The sequence below is a fragment of the Peribacillus sp. R9-11 genome (assembly GCF_031345095.1).
Taxonomy (GTDB): domain Bacteria; phylum Bacillota; class Bacilli; order Bacillales; family DSM-1321; genus Peribacillus; species Peribacillus butanolivorans.
Genome location: NZ_CP133763.1, coordinates 104,396 through 119,474 on the forward strand (window position 1 = coordinate 104,396; position 15,079 = coordinate 119,474).

General features: G+C 40.5%; 14 protein-coding genes and 1 other annotated feature. All 14 genes read left to right on the forward strand.

Going from position 1 to position 15,079, the window contains the following annotated elements; genetic code table 11:
* Nucleotides 1–10: 10 nt before the first annotated feature.
* The 14 genes from RE409_RS00555 to RE409_RS00620 all read left to right on the forward strand — a co-directional run bounded on the left by RE409_RS00555 (nt 11) and on the right by RE409_RS00620 (nt 15,072).
* A complete protein-coding gene (locus RE409_RS00555; RefSeq protein WP_098175000.1) occupies nt 11–562 on the forward strand; it encodes a protein-arginine kinase activator protein McsA in 552 nt (183 codons plus the stop codon).
* Nucleotides 559–1,635 (forward strand): protein-arginine kinase McsB, encoded by a 1,077-nt coding sequence (locus RE409_RS00560; RefSeq protein ID WP_053349090.1) that lies wholly within the window; start codon nt 559–561, stop codon nt 1,633–1,635. Before RE409_RS00555 ends, RE409_RS00560 begins: the two co-directional genes overlap by 4 nt.
* A 118-nt stretch (nt 1,636–1,753) precedes the next feature.
* Complete coding sequence (gene clpC, locus RE409_RS00565) at nt 1,754–4,195, forward strand: ATP-dependent protease ATP-binding subunit ClpC (protein ID WP_056521792.1); 2,442 nt, start codon at nt 1,754–1,756, stop codon at nt 4,193–4,195.
* Between the two features lie 234 nt (nt 4,196–4,429).
* Nucleotides 4,430–5,818: a DNA repair protein RadA gene (radA, locus tag RE409_RS00570; protein WP_309558365.1), complete on the forward strand. Its 1,389-nt coding sequence runs from the start codon at nt 4,430–4,432 to the stop codon at nt 5,816–5,818.
* A 2-nt stretch (nt 5,819–5,820) separates the two neighbouring features.
* Nucleotides 5,821–6,894, forward strand: a complete 1,074-nt coding sequence (gene disA, locus RE409_RS00575) for a DNA integrity scanning diadenylate cyclase DisA (protein ID WP_201188190.1) — start codon at nt 5,821–5,823, stop codon at nt 6,892–6,894.
* A gap of 226 nt (nt 6,895–7,120) precedes the next feature.
* Nucleotides 7,121–8,218, forward strand: coding sequence for a PIN/TRAM domain-containing protein (locus RE409_RS00580; protein ID WP_056521799.1), 1,098 nt, complete (start codon nt 7,121–7,123; stop codon nt 8,216–8,218).
* A 21-nt stretch (nt 8,219–8,239) separates the two neighbouring features.
* Nucleotides 8,240–8,920, forward strand: coding sequence for a 2-C-methyl-D-erythritol 4-phosphate cytidylyltransferase (gene ispD, locus RE409_RS00585; protein ID WP_201188191.1), 681 nt, complete (start codon nt 8,240–8,242; stop codon nt 8,918–8,920).
* Between the two features lie 17 nt (nt 8,921–8,937).
* Nucleotides 8,938–9,417, forward strand: coding sequence for a 2-C-methyl-D-erythritol 2,4-cyclodiphosphate synthase (ispF, locus tag RE409_RS00590; RefSeq protein ID WP_056521805.1), 480 nt, complete (start codon nt 8,938–8,940; stop codon nt 9,415–9,417).
* Between the two features lie 90 nt (nt 9,418–9,507).
* Nucleotides 9,508–10,965: a glutamate--tRNA ligase gene (gene gltX / locus RE409_RS00595; RefSeq protein ID WP_201188192.1), complete on the forward strand. Its 1,458-nt coding sequence runs from the start codon at nt 9,508–9,510 to the stop codon at nt 10,963–10,965.
* Between the two features lie 42 nt (nt 10,966–11,007).
* Nucleotides 11,008–11,257, forward strand: a binding site (T-box leader).
* Between the two features lie 85 nt (nt 11,258–11,342).
* Entirely contained in the window at nt 11,343–11,993 is a 651-nt protein-coding gene (gene cysE / locus RE409_RS00600; protein ID WP_201188193.1) for a serine O-acetyltransferase, read from the forward strand.
* A 1-nt stretch (nt 11,994) separates the two neighbouring features.
* Complete coding sequence (gene cysS, locus RE409_RS00605) at nt 11,995–13,392, forward strand: cysteine--tRNA ligase (protein ID WP_201188194.1); 1,398 nt, start codon at nt 11,995–11,997, stop codon at nt 13,390–13,392.
* A gap of 3 nt (nt 13,393–13,395) precedes the next feature.
* Nucleotides 13,396–13,818: a Mini-ribonuclease 3 gene (locus tag RE409_RS00610; RefSeq protein WP_201188195.1), complete on the forward strand. Its 423-nt coding sequence runs from the start codon at nt 13,396–13,398 to the stop codon at nt 13,816–13,818.
* Entirely contained in the window at nt 13,815–14,558 is a 744-nt protein-coding gene (gene rlmB / locus RE409_RS00615; RefSeq protein ID WP_056521815.1) for a 23S rRNA (guanosine(2251)-2'-O)-methyltransferase RlmB, read from the forward strand. The genes RE409_RS00610 and rlmB overlap by 4 nt, the downstream gene beginning before the upstream one ends.
* Before the next feature lie 4 nt (nt 14,559–14,562).
* Complete coding sequence (locus RE409_RS00620; protein ID WP_053349078.1) at nt 14,563–15,072, forward strand: NYN domain-containing protein; 510 nt, start codon at nt 14,563–14,565, stop codon at nt 15,070–15,072.
* The last annotated feature ends 7 nt before the right edge of the window (nt 15,073–15,079 follow it).

Below are 15,079 nucleotides of genomic sequence, written 5' to 3' on the forward strand. Positions count from 1 at the left end.
GGTGATGAACATGATTTGCCAAGAATGTCATCAAAGGCCTGCTACCCTGCACTTCACCAAGATCATTAATGGAAAAAAAACCGAGGTTATGATTTGTGAGAAATGTGCTCAGGAAAAAGGTGAAATGGCTATGGTTGCAGGAGGACATGGTTTTTCAATAAATAATTTATTAGCAGGATTGTTGAATATGGAGTCGAATATTCAACAGACGAAGGCAAATGCATTTCCTAAGACAGAAGAGAAGCGCTGCCCTCATTGTCACCGATCCTATAAAGAGTTTGTTCACCTTGGTAAATTTGGATGTGCTGAATGTTATAAAACTTTCAATGATCAATTAAATCCGATTTTAAAGAGGGTTCATAGCGGCAACATTGCACATATAGGTAAAATTCCAAAAAGGATTGGTGGCACCATTTATCTTCGAAAACAAATTTCAGATTTGAAAGAGGTTTTAAAGGTTCACATCAATCAAGAGGAATTTGAGAAAGCAGCAGAAGTAAGAGATAAGGTTCGTTCCCTTGAAAAAAGGTATGAAGCACAAGAGGGAGGCGACGAATTATGAGTTTAGAAAAGTTTGTAGAAAACGCCTTGAGTTCCTGGATGAGTGCCGAAGGGCCTGAAATTGATATTGTATTAAGTTCTAGAATTCGGTTGGCCAGGAATTTCAAAGATTTCACCTTTCCTACCTCCTTTTCTAACGAAGAAGCTAAAGAAATCATTGAATTAGTAAAAAAAAGAATTGAAGAGGAAGTTACCCCAGAGATTGGCAAACTTGAACTTCTAGAGATTGACCAAATCCAACCACTAGAAAAGCGTGTTCTCGTTGAAAAGCATTTAATCAGTCCTCATTTAGTTGATGAATCAGCAAAAGGTGCTTGTCTTCTCTCAGAAAATGAAGAAATAAGTATCATGATCAATGAAGAGGATCATCTCCGTATTCAGTGTTTAATGTCTGGGCTGCAGCTAAAAGAAACGTTAAAGCTCGCAAATGTTCTTGACGATTGGATTGAAGAATCCATAGACTATGCATATGATGAAGAAAGAGGATACTTAACTAGTTGTCCAACTAATGTGGGAACAGGATTAAGGGCTTCGGTCATGATGCATCTGCCGGGCCTAGTCCTTACACAGCAGATGAATCAAATTATACCGGCTATCAATCAATTAGGGTTGGTAGTTCGAGGGATTTATGGAGAGGGCAGTCAAGCGTTAGGGAATATCTTTCAAATCTCTAATCAAATTACGCTCGGAAAGTCTGAAAGAGACATAGTTGAAGATCTAACGAGTGTAGTTCAACAAATCATTGCCCAGGAAAGGTCAGCAAGGGATGCATTAGTGAAGACCTCTCACATACAATTAGAAGATAGAGTTTACCGTTCTTATGGGATTTTGTCTAATGCTCGAGTCATTGAGACTAAGGAAGCAACTACCTGTATCTCCGATGTTAGGTTAGGTATAGATCTTGGGTATATAAAAAATATTTCTAAAAGTATCTTAAATGAGTTGATGATATTAACTCAGTCAGGATTTTTACAAAAATACGCAGGTGGCCCATTAAGATCCCATGAAAGGGATATCCGTAGAGCAGCACTCATTCGAGAACGCTTAAACTTCACGGAAACTTCCTCCTCATAGAGGTTAATTACCTCTGAGTCAGTACCTATATTCATGTAATAAATGTAGTGCAATGAAGCCTCTGCCGTTACTTAGAGTAGCTTTACTCAAAACGAAAATTCTTAAGGAGGAATTCCCTATGATGTTTGGTCGTTTTACTGAAAGAGCCCAGAAAGTATTAGCATTAGCCCAAGAAGAAGCAATCCGCTTAGGACATAATAATATTGGTACAGAACATATTTTGTTAGGTCTGGTTCGAGAAGGCGATGGTATTGCAGCTAAAGCGTTATATGCTCTTGGTTTAGGAGCGGAAAAAATCCAGAAAGAAGTAGAAAACCTGATTGGCCGTGGACAGGATACTGCCCAAACAATACACTATACCCCAAGAGCTAAAAAAGTCATTGAACTTTCAATGGATGAAGCAAGAAAATTAGGCCATTCATATGTTGGGACAGAGCATGTACTTCTTGGTCTAATCCGAGAAGGTGAAGGTGTTGCAGCCCGAGTACTGAACAACCTTGGAGTAAGCTTAAATAAAGCACGCCAACAGGTATTACAACTGTTAGGCAGTAATGAATCAGGTGGACATCAGGGGTCAGCAGCGTCAAATGCAAGCACACCAACCCTGGATAGTCTTGCCCGAGATTTAACGGCGATTGCTCGTGAAGGCAGCCTGGATCCTGTTATCGGAAGAAGCAAGGAAATACAGAGAGTCATTGAGGTATTAAGTCGTCGTACAAAAAATAACCCAGTATTAATCGGTGAACCTGGGGTTGGTAAAACAGCCATCGCTGAAGGCCTTGCCCAACAGATCATTAATAATGAGGTACCTGAAATCCTGCGCGATAAACGCGTTATGACACTTGATATGGGTACTGTTGTAGCTGGTACGAAATATCGTGGTGAGTTTGAGGACCGTTTAAAGAAAGTAATGGACGAAATTCGTCAGGCAGGCAATATAATCTTATTCATCGATGAGTTGCACACATTGATTGGTGCTGGCGGGGCTGAAGGTGCCATTGATGCTTCTAATATCCTTAAACCTTCATTGGCCCGTGGTGAATTACAATGTATCGGTGCAACGACTTTGGATGAGTACCGTAAATATATCGAAAAAGACGCTGCGCTAGAACGACGCTTTCAACCAATTCAAGTCGACGAGCCAACGATGGAAGAGTCCATTCAAATATTGAAGGGTTTACGTGACCGGTATGAAGCCCATCACCGCGTTTCAATTACGGATGAAGCGATTGACGCTGCAGTTAAATTATCTGATCGTTATATTTCCGATCGCTTCTTACCGGATAAAGCGATTGACTTGATTGATGAAGCAGGTTCAAAAGTACGGTTACGCTCATATACAACACCACCAAACTTAAAAGAACTTGAAGTGAAACTAGATGATGTTCGTAAGGAAAAGGACGCTTCCGTTCAAAGTCAAGAGTTTGAAAAAGCTGCTTCACTTCGCGATACAGAACAACGTTTAAGAGAACAATTGGAAGAAACGAAGAAAACATGGAAAGAAAAACAAGGGCAAGAGAACAGTGAAGTGACAGTGGACGATATTGCCCATGTCGTTTCCAGCTGGACGGGAGTTCCGGTTACTAAACTGGCGCAAACTGAGTCTGATAAACTGCTTAATATGGAATCAATCCTCCATGATCGTGTAATTGGGCAGGAAGAAGCCGTCATAGCGGTCTCTAAAGCGGTACGACGTGCAAGAGCAGGATTGAAAGATCCTAAGCGTCCAATCGGTTCATTCATCTTCTTGGGGCCTACAGGAGTTGGTAAAACCGAGCTTGCCCGTGCTCTAGCTGAATCCATCTTTGGTGATGAAGATGCCATGATAAGGATCGACATGTCTGAATATATGGAGAAACATTCAACTTCACGTCTTGTTGGATCTCCTCCAGGATATGTAGGATACGAAGAAGGCGGACAGTTAACAGAAAAAGTGCGGAGAAAACCATATTCCGTCGTTCTGCTTGATGAAATTGAAAAGGCACATCCAGATGTTTTTAATATTCTTCTTCAAGTACTAGAAGACGGAAGGCTGACAGACTCTAAAGGCCGTACTGTCGATTTTAGGAATACGATTCTGATTATGACTTCAAATGTTGGGGCTTCTGCATTAAAAATTGATAAGTATGTCGGTTTTAACATCCAGGACACTGGCCAGGACTACAAAAATATGAAAGGGAAAGTGATGGAAGAACTTAAACGTGCCTTCCGTCCAGAATTCCTGAATCGTATTGATGAAACCATCGTGTTCCACTCGTTAGAGAAAGATCACTTGAAACAAATTGTTACATTAATGTCTAATCAGCTGACTACTCGTTTGAAAGAACAGGAAATATACTTGGAGCTGACAGATGCGGCTAGAGAAAAAATTGCTACGGAAGGCTTTGATCCTGAATACGGGGCACGTCCAATCCGAAGAGCGCTTCAGAAACATGTAGAAGATTATTTGTCCGAAGAGTTGCTGAAAGGTAATGTGAAAAAAGGGCAAACGGTCGTGATGGACGTTGTGAATAATGAGTTTGCTATCCGACAAGGCGAGCCTGTTAACGTAAGTGAATAATCTGATTCTAAACTTCGAGGTACACGCAGATTTTTTGCAGTGTACCTCTGTTTTTTATTCATAGGTAGAAATGTTCATATTTAAAATTTTTAAGCAATCAATATCTGGCGAAAAAAAGGGAAATATGGGTGCAGAAGTTATTTTCTAAAAAACTTATCATTAAGAAGGTTTAAATAAAACCGAGATATAATATCTTTTATATAGGTATTTTTTCAAATAGGAAGAGGAGTAATTATGGCTGCAAAAAAGAAAACGAAGTTTATGTGTCAGTCTTGTGGGTATGAATCAGCGAAGTGGATGGGAAAGTGCCCGGGCTGTGGAGAATGGAATAAGATGGTCGAGGAAACCGAAATTGTTAAACCGGCTAGAAAAGGGGCTTTTACTCATTCAGAGGTTAGAGGTTCCGGGGAACGTGAGAAGGCGGCACCTATAACTACTATTCAGTCAGACAAGGAACCTCGAATTAAGACAGATTTAATGGAATTGAATCGTGCGCTTGGTGGCGGGATTGTGCAGGGGTCACTTGTGTTAATTGGAGGAGATCCGGGTATTGGTAAATCTACCCTACTTTTGCAAGTATCTTCACAGTTGGCGCATAAACAGAAAAAAGTGCTATATATTTCAGGTGAAGAATCAGTTAAACAGACCAAACTGAGAGCGGACCGGCTTGGGGTTATGTCAGAAAATCTATTCGTTTATGCGGAAACTGATATGGATTATATCCAACAGGCAATTCAAGAGGTAAATCCGGATTTAGTTATTATTGATTCAATTCAAACAGTGTATCATTCTGAAGTGACTTCCGCGCCGGGAAGTGTTTCACAAGTAAGGGAATGTACGGCATCGCTCATGCGTATTGCGAAGACGAATGGAATTGCGATCTTTATCGTCGGGCATGTTACGAAAGAAGGGGCGATTGCAGGGCCAAGGTTGCTTGAGCATATGGTAGACACTGTTTTATATTTCGAAGGAGAAAGACACCATACATATCGAATTATACGCGCGGTCAAAAACCGCTTTGGTTCGACAAATGAGATGGGTATTTTTGAAATGAAGGAACATGGTCTAGAAGAAGTCGCGAATCCCTCGGAAATTTTCCTTGAGGAACGGTCACAAGGAGCTTCGGGATCTACCGTTGTTGCGTCAATGGAAGGAACAAGACCGGTGCTTGTCGAAATTCAGGCATTAATTTCACCGACGAGTTTTGGAAATCCAAGGCGAATGGCTACTGGGATTGATCACAATAGGGTCTCGCTTTTAATGGCAGTCTTGGAAAAGAGAGTGGGTTTGTTATTACAAAACCAAGATGCGTACCTAAAGGTTGCTGGAGGTGTCAAGCTGGATGAACCGGCAATTGATCTGGCTGTGGCAATTAGCGTTGCCTCAAGCTTCCGTGATAAACCAACAAATCCTGCCGATTGCATCATTGGAGAAGTTGGGTTAACGGGGGAAGTAAGAAGGGTGTCCCGGATTGAACAACGAGTACAGGAAGCAGCAAAACTAGGGTTTGAACGGGTCATTATACCAGCTAATAATATAGGTGGATGGACAGCTCCAAAGGGTATTAAGATTGTTGGGGTTTCATCGGTTTCGGAGGCTCTTCATCATTCGTTAGGGGGGTAAAGATGACAGATAAAAAAGGGTATGAGAAAACCAAATTGGAGATTTTGCAAATTGTAGCCCCGGGTACCCCGCTTCGGGAAGGCATTGAAAATGTCCTGAGGGCAAATACGGGTGGATTGATTGTAGTTGGATATAACGAAAAGGTACGCACAATTGTAGATGGTGGCTTCCAAATTAACTGTAACTGTACCCCAAGTACATTATATGAGCTGGCGAAGATGGACGGAGCCATCATTTTAAATGAAAAGGCCGATACTATCATTTTCGCCAATGCTCAATTAGTACCTGATAATAGTACACCCTCCACTGAAACAGGTATGCGGCACCGGACAGCGGAGCGTGTAGCTAGAGAGACCAAGTCTTTAGTAATTGCAATCTCACAACGTCGAAATGTAATTACTTTATATCAAGGTAATTTTCGATATGCCCTTAAAGATATTGGTGTCATACTCGCTAAGGCTAATCTAGCCATTCAAACCTTGGAAAAATATAAGGTGGTACTGCAGCAGAGCATATCTGTGTTAGGAGCTCTGGAATTTGAAGAACTTGTGACTTATGCTGACCTTTTACAAGTATTTCATCGTTATGTTATGGTTCTTCGAATCAAAGCTGAGTTACTTACCTACCTAAATGAACTCGGTACAGAAGGACGGCTGATCCGTCTGCAAATGAACGAAATTCTGGCGGATATTGAAACGGAAGGAAAATGGCTTATCAAGGATTATACCTCTAGTAATGATGAAAAACCTGAAGAAATTATCTTCCGGCTTCAAGAGTTGGCCATGCAGGAACAATTGGACGAAAGCATACTTTTAAAAATACTGGGCTATCATGGTTACATTCATCTTGATGAGGCTATACATGCCCGTGGATACCGGATTCTTCATAAAATCCCACGCTTGCCGGGTTTGATCATTGAAAATTTAGTGAAACAGTTCGAAAGCTTTAAGGAGGTCAATAAAGCGACGGTTGAAGATCTTGACGATGTAGAAGGTATTGGGGAAGTCCGTGCCAATAAAATTAGAGAAGGACTTCGTATTTTGAAAAATCAGCTTGTCACAAATCGAAGGATGTAAGGTGCAAACTTACATCTAAATTTTCCTATATTAGCTTGAAATTGATTGGTGTTTATTTTTGACACTCAAAACTTAGGGTGCTAGGCTAATAATACGAAAAAGAGAAGGAATCATATTTGTAAATCCACTAATTCCTTAGGTGAATTTCACGTATATAATGAAAACGAATTTTCGAAGGTTTCATTTTTTTTTATTGGTCAATAATGAGTAGAGGGAGGTGAAAGGGATGTTAAAACGCATTATACAAGCATGCTTCTTAATAGTCGGTGGGACACTTGGTATGTTACTTATTCCGGAATTATTAATTGTTTTACATGCAGATGATATTGCTTTAATAAACAATCCTTATGTAAGTGTACTGTTGGGTGCCATTATCTTTTATCTTATTACTTTTTGGGCAGTAGATCATGTGATCTATTTTATGAAGTGGCTGGAGGAACAGCTTGTTAAGATACCAAGTACGGACATAATCTTTGGCAGCGTCGGTCTTTTAGTGGGACTACTTGCGGCATTTTTAGTTGGATCCGCTTTTAGTGCAATTAGGGTGCCTATTTTAAATACAGTAGTTCCTATCATCCTTACGCTTTTGTTTGGTTATCTTGGGTTTCAGGTTGGCTTTAAAAAACGTGATGAACTATTGAATTTATTTACGAAAAATAATAAGAAAAAAACTTCAGACGGTGAAGAGAGTGAAGAGGACGAAGAAGGTTACAGCAAGCGATTGAAGATCCTCGATACAAGCGTTATTATTGACGGTAGAATTGCAGATATCTGTCAGACAGGCTTCCTAGAGGGTACCATAGTAATACCACAATTCGTATTAAACGAGCTTCAGCACATTGCTGATTCCTCAGATGCTTTGAAAAGGAACCGCGGTAGACGTGGATTGGATATCCTTAACCGGATTCAAAAAGAACTACCGATTAAAGTAGAGATGTACGAAGGGGATTTTGAAGACATCCAAGAAGTGGACAGTAAATTAGTGAAGCTTGCCAAAATATCAGGTGGGATGGTTGTTACAAATGACTTTAATTTAAATAAAGTATGCGAGTTTCAAAATGTAGCAGTCCTTAATATTAATGACCTGGCGAATGCTGTTAAACCTGTTGTACTTCCTGGAGAAGAAATGAATGTGCAAGTCATTAAGGATGGGAAAGAGCAGAATCAAGGCATTGCTTATTTAGACGACGGTACGATGATTGTTGTCGAAGGTGGTCGTGATCATATTGGAAAACGCATTGATGTACTTGTGACAAGTGTACTGCAAACCTCAGCAGGTCGGATGATTTTTGCTAAACCGAAACTATTAGAAAAAGCATTATAAAGAAGAGTAGGAGAAACCGTTATGTTTTATGAAGTAGTGATACCTGCAGCTGGACAAGGAAAACGAATGAAAGCGGGCAAGAATAAACTTTTTATTGAACTATCAGGTACCCCGATTATTGTTTATACACTTCGTGTTTTTGAAGAAGATCCTAACTGTCGGGGGATTATCCTTTCGATAAATCCGACAGAAGAGGATTATTTCATACAAATGATAGCGACATATGACCTTAAGAAGGTCAAGAAACTCGTGACAGGTGGCAAGGAACGTCAACAGAGTGTTTATAATGGGCTAAAACATGCAGGAGAAGAAATTATTCTGGTCCACGACGGCGCTCGCCCTTTTATCGACCAGGTGCAAATCAGTGAATTAACGTCTTCTGCTTCCCTTCATGGAGGGGCGGTCATTGCGGTTCCAGTAAAGGATACCATAAAAAAAGCCGCCGATAAAAAGGTTCTAGAAACGGTGGAACGATCAAGCTTGTGGGCGGTACAAACTCCACAAGCTTTTCGTGTATCTATATTAAAAAGGGCGCATGAACAGGCGGAGTTGGAGTCATTTTTAGGTACGGACGATGCAAGTTTGCTAGAACGGATCAACGAACAGGTAGTTATTATTGAAGGCACTTATGATAATATTAAAATTACGACACAGGAAGACCTTTATTTTGCAGAAGCGATTTTACATAAACAACAACTTTGATGATAGGGGAGAATAAGATGTTTCGAATTGGACAAGGATATGACGTTCATCAGCTTGTAGAGGGAAGACCTTTAATTATTGGTGGGATTACAATTCCTTATGAGAAAGGGTTACTTGGCCATTCGGATGCGGATGTGCTTCTACATACTGTTGCCGATGCTTGCTTAGGAGCAATTGGTGCAGGAGATATTGGTAAGCATTTTCCGGATACTGACCCGGAATTTAAAGACGCTGATTCGGCAAAACTGCTGCAGTATATTTGGGCGATTGTAAAAAAAGAAGGCTATGTACTAGGGAATGCTGATTGTACAATCATTGCACAAAGTCCGAAGATGGCTCCATATATTGAAGAAATGCGAGTCAGGATTGCAGAACTTTTAGATGCTTCAGTTGATCAAATCAATGTAAAAGCAACCACAACCGAGAAGCTTGGATTTACTGGCAGAAGTGAAGGAATTGCGGCACAGGCTGTTGTCTTATTGGTTAAATCAAACTAAATTCGTTTTTAGAGTGGATACCTTTATCCCAATGAATTTAAATGATAAAATAAACGATAGAAAAGAAAGACTGGGAGGTCTAGATATATCATGAGCAGCGATATTCGAGTTCGCTATGCACCGAGTCCGACTGGACATTTACATATAGGAAATGCACGGACGGCTTTATTTAATTATTTATACGCACGAAATAAAGGCGGGAAATTCATCATCCGGATTGAAGATACCGACAAAAAGAGAAATATTGAAGGCGGCGAAGAAAGTCAGCTGAAATATTTAAAATGGCTTGGTATGGACTGGGACGAAGGTGTTGATATTGGCGGGGAATATGGCCCGTATCGTCAATCAGAGAGAAACGACCTGTACCAAGAATTGTATCAAGAGCTTCTGAACAAGGGCTTGGCTTATAAATGCTATTGTACGGAAGAGGAACTTGAAGCAGAGCGGGAAGGACAGGTTGAACGTAATGAAACACCAAAGTATTCAGGGAAGTGCAGGCATTTAACTGATGAAGAGCAAGTGAAACTAGAGGCAGAAGGCAGAAAGCCTAGCGTTCGTTTTGCCGTTCCTTCAGGTAAGGTCCTTACGTTCAAAGATATGGTTAAGGATGACGTATCGTTTGAGACAGATGGCTTTGGAGACTTTGTTATCGTTAAAAAAGATGGTATTCCAACTTATAACTTTGCGGTAGCGGTGGATGATCACTTGATGAAGATTTCCCATGTTCTTCGCGGTGATGATCATATCTCCAATACTCCAAAGCAATTAATGATTTATGAAGCATTCGGTTGGGAACCGCCTGTGTTCGGTCATATGACTCTAATTGTAAATGAAAGCCGAAAAAAACTAAGTAAACGTGATGAATCGATTATTCAATTCATTGAGCAATATGAAGAGTTGGGTTATTTGCCTGAAGCGTTATTCAACTTCATTACTTTACTAGGATGGTCACCGGGCGGCGAGGAAGAGATCTTCTCAAAAGAAGAGTTTATTAATCTTTTTGAGCCTGATCGATTGTCTAAATCGCCTGCACTTTTCGATAAGCAAAAGCTTACTTGGATGAATAACCAATATGTGAAGCAATTGGATGAGGATCGTGCAGTGGAATTGTCTATGCCACATTTAATCAAGGCTGGGAAGGTTTCTGCGTCCCTAACTGCTGAAGAAGAAGAGTGGGTACACGGGCTTGTTTCTCTTTATCAAGAGCAGATGAGCTATGGAGCGGAAATTGTTGAGCTGTCTGAACTATTTTTCAAGGATGAGGTCGAGTTTGAGACTGAAGCGAAAGAAGTCCTAGCAGAAGAGCAAGTACCAGAAGTCATGAATGCTTTCCTTCAAGAAATCGAAGGGCTGGAGGAATTTAAGGCCGACGAAATTAAGAAGTCAATTAAAGCTGTACAAAAAAGCACAGGGCATAAAGGGAAAAAATTATTCATGCCAATTCGTGCAGCTGTGACTGGTCAAACACATGGACCTGACTTGCCTAAAGCTATTTCATTACTTGGCAAAGAAAAAATTAAACAACGTATTCAAAGTATTTTATATTAACAATTTGTCAAAAATGTAATATAGTATTTAATAATCTTACAAAAGAACGCGTAGATGGGGAGAAGTAAGTAAACGAAGCTTATTAGAGAGAACCATAACCTGCTGAAAGTGGTTCAAGCCTCTCGTTTTCTGAAATGCACCCTTGAGTCCTTTGCTGAACTAACCTCTAGTAGGCACAGGCGGAATATCCTCCGTTATAGGGATAAAAGTTGGGAATGGAAAAACAGGGGTGCTTTTTACCTGCTGGAAACCATTCCAAACAGAGTGGAACCGCGCTTAGAGCGTCTCTGTCTATTAGGACAGAGACGCTTTTTTATATGCTTTAAAAGGTTTATGAGGGGATGTTGGAAAAGGAAGGAACATAGGGGGGAATCATTTTGTTAAAGATGTTTAAAGAGGATATCGAAGTGGTTTTTGATCAAGATCCTGCTGCGCGTAGTTATTTGGAAGTTATTTTAACGTATGCTGGTTTACATGCAATTTGGAGTCATAGAATGGCTCACGTACTTTTCAAGAAGAAGTTTTTTTTCCTAGCGAGAAGTATTTCTCAAATCAGTCGGTTTTTTACTGGGATTGAAATTCACCCAGGGGCTACTATAGGCCGTCGATTTTTCATTGACCATGGAATGGGGATCGTCATTGGTGAAACATGTGAAATTGGCGACAATGTGTCTGTCTTTCAAGGGGTCACGCTTGGAGGAACAGGTAAGGAAAAGGGAAAACGCCATCCTACGATAAAAGATAATGTATTGATTGCAACAGGAGCAAAAGTACTGGGTTCCATCACAGTTGGTGAAAACTCAAAAATCGGTGCAGGTTCTGTCGTTTTAAAGGAAGTACCTCCTAATTCAACGGTGGTAGGCATTCCAGGTAAAGTAGTCATTCGAGATGGTATCAAAATCAATAAAGACTTAAATCATTCAGATCTTCCTGATCCGATTGCTGACCGTTTCAAGGAAATGGATAAAGAAATCTTTGCCTTAAAAGCGAAGTTGGCTGAGCAGAGGCAGGAAGAAAGGAGTTTATAATATGGCAATTAAAATATATAACACAGTTACAAGACAGAAAGAAGCCTTCGTTCCGATTGAAGAAGGAAAGGTGAAAATGTATGTGTGCGGACCTACTGTCTACAATTACATTCATATTGGAAATGCTAGACCCGCAATAGTATTTGATACCGTTCGAAGATATTTAGATTATCGTGGGTATGAAGTTCAATTTGTTTCGAATTTCACAGATGTTGATGATAAACTCATTCGCGCAGCAAAAGAATTGGGGGAAGATGTCCCGGCCATTTCAGAACGTTTTATTAAGGCGTATTTTGAAGACGTTTCTGCGCTTGGTTGCAAAAAGGCGGATGCACATCCGACCGTGATGGAGAACATGGATACAATTATTGAATTTATTTCGGCATTGATTGAAAAAGGATTCGCTTATGAATCTGAAGGTGATGTGTACTACCGAACTCGTAAATTTGAAGGGTATGGAAAGTTGTCCCACCAATCCATCGATGAGCTGCGAGTTGGGGCACGCATTGAAATTGGTGAGAAAAAACAAGATGCCCTTGATTTTGCCCTTTGGAAAGCGGCTAAGGAAGGTGAAATATCTTGGGAGAGTCCATGGGGTAAGGGGCGTCCCGGTTGGCATATCGAATGCTCTGCCATGGTCAGAAAGTATTTGGGCGATACAATTGATATACACGCAGGCGGCCAAGATCTAGCTTTTCCCCATCATGAAAATGAAATTGCACAATCTGAGGCATTAACGGGCAAGACCTTTGCGAATTATTGGATGCATAACGGGTATATCAATATTGATAATGAAAAAATGTCTAAGTCCTTAGGCAATTTTGTTCTTGTGCATGACATCATTCAGAAGCATGATCCACAAGTGTTACGCTTCTTCATGTTATCCGTACATTACCGCCATCCTATCAATTACAGCGAAGAAGTACTAGAGAATGTAAAGGCGGCACTTGATCGTTTAAGAACATCATACCAAAACTTAAAGCATCGTCTCCAAGTAAGTGATGGGTTGACTGAGAATAATGATGTTTGGCTGGAGAAAGTAAATGCGTTACATGAACAGTTCATTCAAGAAATGGACGATGATTTTAACACAGCTAACGCGATATCCATTCTCTTTGAACTGTCCAAGCAAGCAAATTATTACTTGATGGAGAAAAATACCGACAAGGAAGTCATTGAGGCTTTCCTTGAAGAATTCCAAACACTGTTTTCAGTTCTAGGTTTGTCTCTAGAAGAAGAAGGGTTGTTGGATGAAGAAATTGAAGGCTTGATTCAGCAGAGAATTCAAGCGCGGAAAGATCGCAACTTTGGGTTATCTGATGAAATTCGTGACCGCTTGAAAAACATGAATATTATATTAGAGGATACCCCTCAAGGTACAAGATGGAAAAGAGGGTAATTGATGCTTCATTACGATAATAAAGTAGATGAAAAAATGTTAAACAGTCTTGCTCTAGCCTATATAGGTGATGCCGTATATGAAACGTATATCCGGCATCATCTCATTCAAAAAGGAGCGGTCAAGCCTAATCTTCTTCACAAAAAAGCAACATCTTTTGTATCAGCTAAAGCTCAAAATAAGATTATTCATTTTTTCTTGGAGTCAGGTTGGTTATCAGAAGAAGAATCCGCTGTCGTCCGTCGCGGCCGTAATGCGAAATCCGGTTCGGTTCCGAAGAATACAGATGTGCAAACGTATCGTTACAGTACGGCCTTTGAGGCTCTTATGGGCTTTCTGTATTTATCCGGTCGAATAGAAAGAATGGAAGAGCTTATTAGAAAGTCTATTGAATTCATTGAAGAAGAAAAGGGGAGTAACCCATGAGTGAAGAATACATCATTGGAAGAAACCCCGTATTGGAAGCACTTCGCTCCGAACGGGATATAAATAAAATTTGGATAGCAGAAGGCTCGCAAAAAGGGTCAATGCAACCACTTATTGGTCTTGCTAAAGAAAAGAAGGTATTTGTGCAAATTGTTCCAAAGAAAAAAATTGATCAAATGGCAGATGGTATTCATCAAGGTGTTGTCGCACAAGTGGCGGCTTATGAATATGTAGAATTGGATGACTTATTCGCCAAAGCGGCAGAACGGGATGAAGCGCCATTTTTCATGATTCTTGATGAAGTTGAAGATCCACATAATTTAGGATCAATTATGAGAACAGCAGATGCTGTCGGAGCCCATGGAATTATTATTCCAAAACGGAGAGCAGTGGGATTAACGGCAACAGTAGCGAAAGCATCGACCGGTGCAATTGAGTATATTCCAGTTGCTCGTGTTACGAATTTGGCACGAGCAGTTGAAGAGTTAAAAGAGCGTGGTGTCTGGATTGTCGGTACAGATGCGAAAGGTAGCGATGATTACCGTAACATGGACGGCAAGATGCCCATTGGACTTGTAATTGGTAGCGAAGGTAAAGGAATGGCCCGTTTAATGAAGGAAAAATGCGATTTCCTCATCCGTCTCCCTATGGCAGGACAAGTAACGTCGTTAAATGCATCGGTAGCAGCTGGTTTATTGATGTATGAGGTCTATAGAAAAAGAAATCCTTTAGGCCAATAATGGGATGAATATTCTGTTAGTGGACGGTTACAACATTATTGGGGCCTGGCCGGAACTGAGAGAATTGAAAGAACGGGATCTTGCTGCTGCAAGGGACCGGTTAATTGAAATGATGGCGGAATATCAAGCCTTTACCGGGTATCGCGTAATTGTCGTATTTGACGCCCAATATGTTCAAGGAATTGCCCGGATATTCAAAAATCATAAGGTAGATGTAATTTTTACAAAAGAAAATGAAACTGCTGATGAGAGAATAGAAAAGATGGCAATTGAACTGAATAATATCAAAACGCAGATTCAAGTGGCGACTTCTGACTTCACGGAGCAGTGGGTGATATTTGGCCAAGGGGCTCTAAGGAAATCTGCCCGCGAACTGCTTATTGAGATGGAAGAAATTCAAGGGGAAATTGAGAAGGATGTAAAAAAAACAACCATAATAAAACCCGCTGCTAAAATCCCTTTAAGTGAAGAAGTTGCAGAAATTTTCGAAAAATGGCGTCGAGGGAAGATTTGAACCATTG

Excerpts from the sequence above, each read along its gene's own strand:
- cysS (WP_201188194.1), top strand. The coding sequence starts at position 11,995 with ATGGCAATTAAAATATATAACACAGTTACAAGACAGAAAGAAGCCTTC.
- RE409_RS00610 (WP_201188195.1), top strand. The coding sequence starts at position 13,396 with ATGCTTCATTACGATAATAAAGTAGATGAAAAAATGTTAAACAGTCTT.
- clpC (WP_056521792.1), top strand. The coding sequence starts at position 1,754 with ATGATGTTTGGTCGTTTTACTGAAAGAGCCCAGAAAGTATTAGCATTA.
- RE409_RS00580 (WP_056521799.1), top strand. The coding sequence starts at position 7,121 with ATGTTAAAACGCATTATACAAGCATGCTTCTTAATAGTCGGTGGGACA.
- ispD (WP_201188191.1), top strand. The coding sequence starts at position 8,240 with ATGTTTTATGAAGTAGTGATACCTGCAGCTGGACAAGGAAAACGAATG.
- rlmB (WP_056521815.1), top strand. The coding sequence starts at position 13,815 with ATGAGTGAAGAATACATCATTGGAAGAAACCCCGTATTGGAAGCACTT.
- gltX (WP_201188192.1), top strand. The coding sequence starts at position 9,508 with ATGAGCAGCGATATTCGAGTTCGCTATGCACCGAGTCCGACTGGACAT.
- ispF (WP_056521805.1), top strand. The coding sequence starts at position 8,938 with ATGTTTCGAATTGGACAAGGATATGACGTTCATCAGCTTGTAGAGGGA.
- RE409_RS00620 (WP_053349078.1), top strand. The coding sequence starts at position 14,563 with ATGAATATTCTGTTAGTGGACGGTTACAACATTATTGGGGCCTGGCCG.
- RE409_RS00560 (WP_053349090.1), top strand. The coding sequence starts at position 559 with ATGAGTTTAGAAAAGTTTGTAGAAAACGCCTTGAGTTCCTGGATGAGT.
- RE409_RS00555 (WP_098175000.1), top strand. The coding sequence starts at position 11 with ATGATTTGCCAAGAATGTCATCAAAGGCCTGCTACCCTGCACTTCACC.
- radA (WP_309558365.1), top strand. The coding sequence starts at position 4,430 with ATGGCTGCAAAAAAGAAAACGAAGTTTATGTGTCAGTCTTGTGGGTAT.
- disA (WP_201188190.1), top strand. The coding sequence starts at position 5,821 with ATGACAGATAAAAAAGGGTATGAGAAAACCAAATTGGAGATTTTGCAA.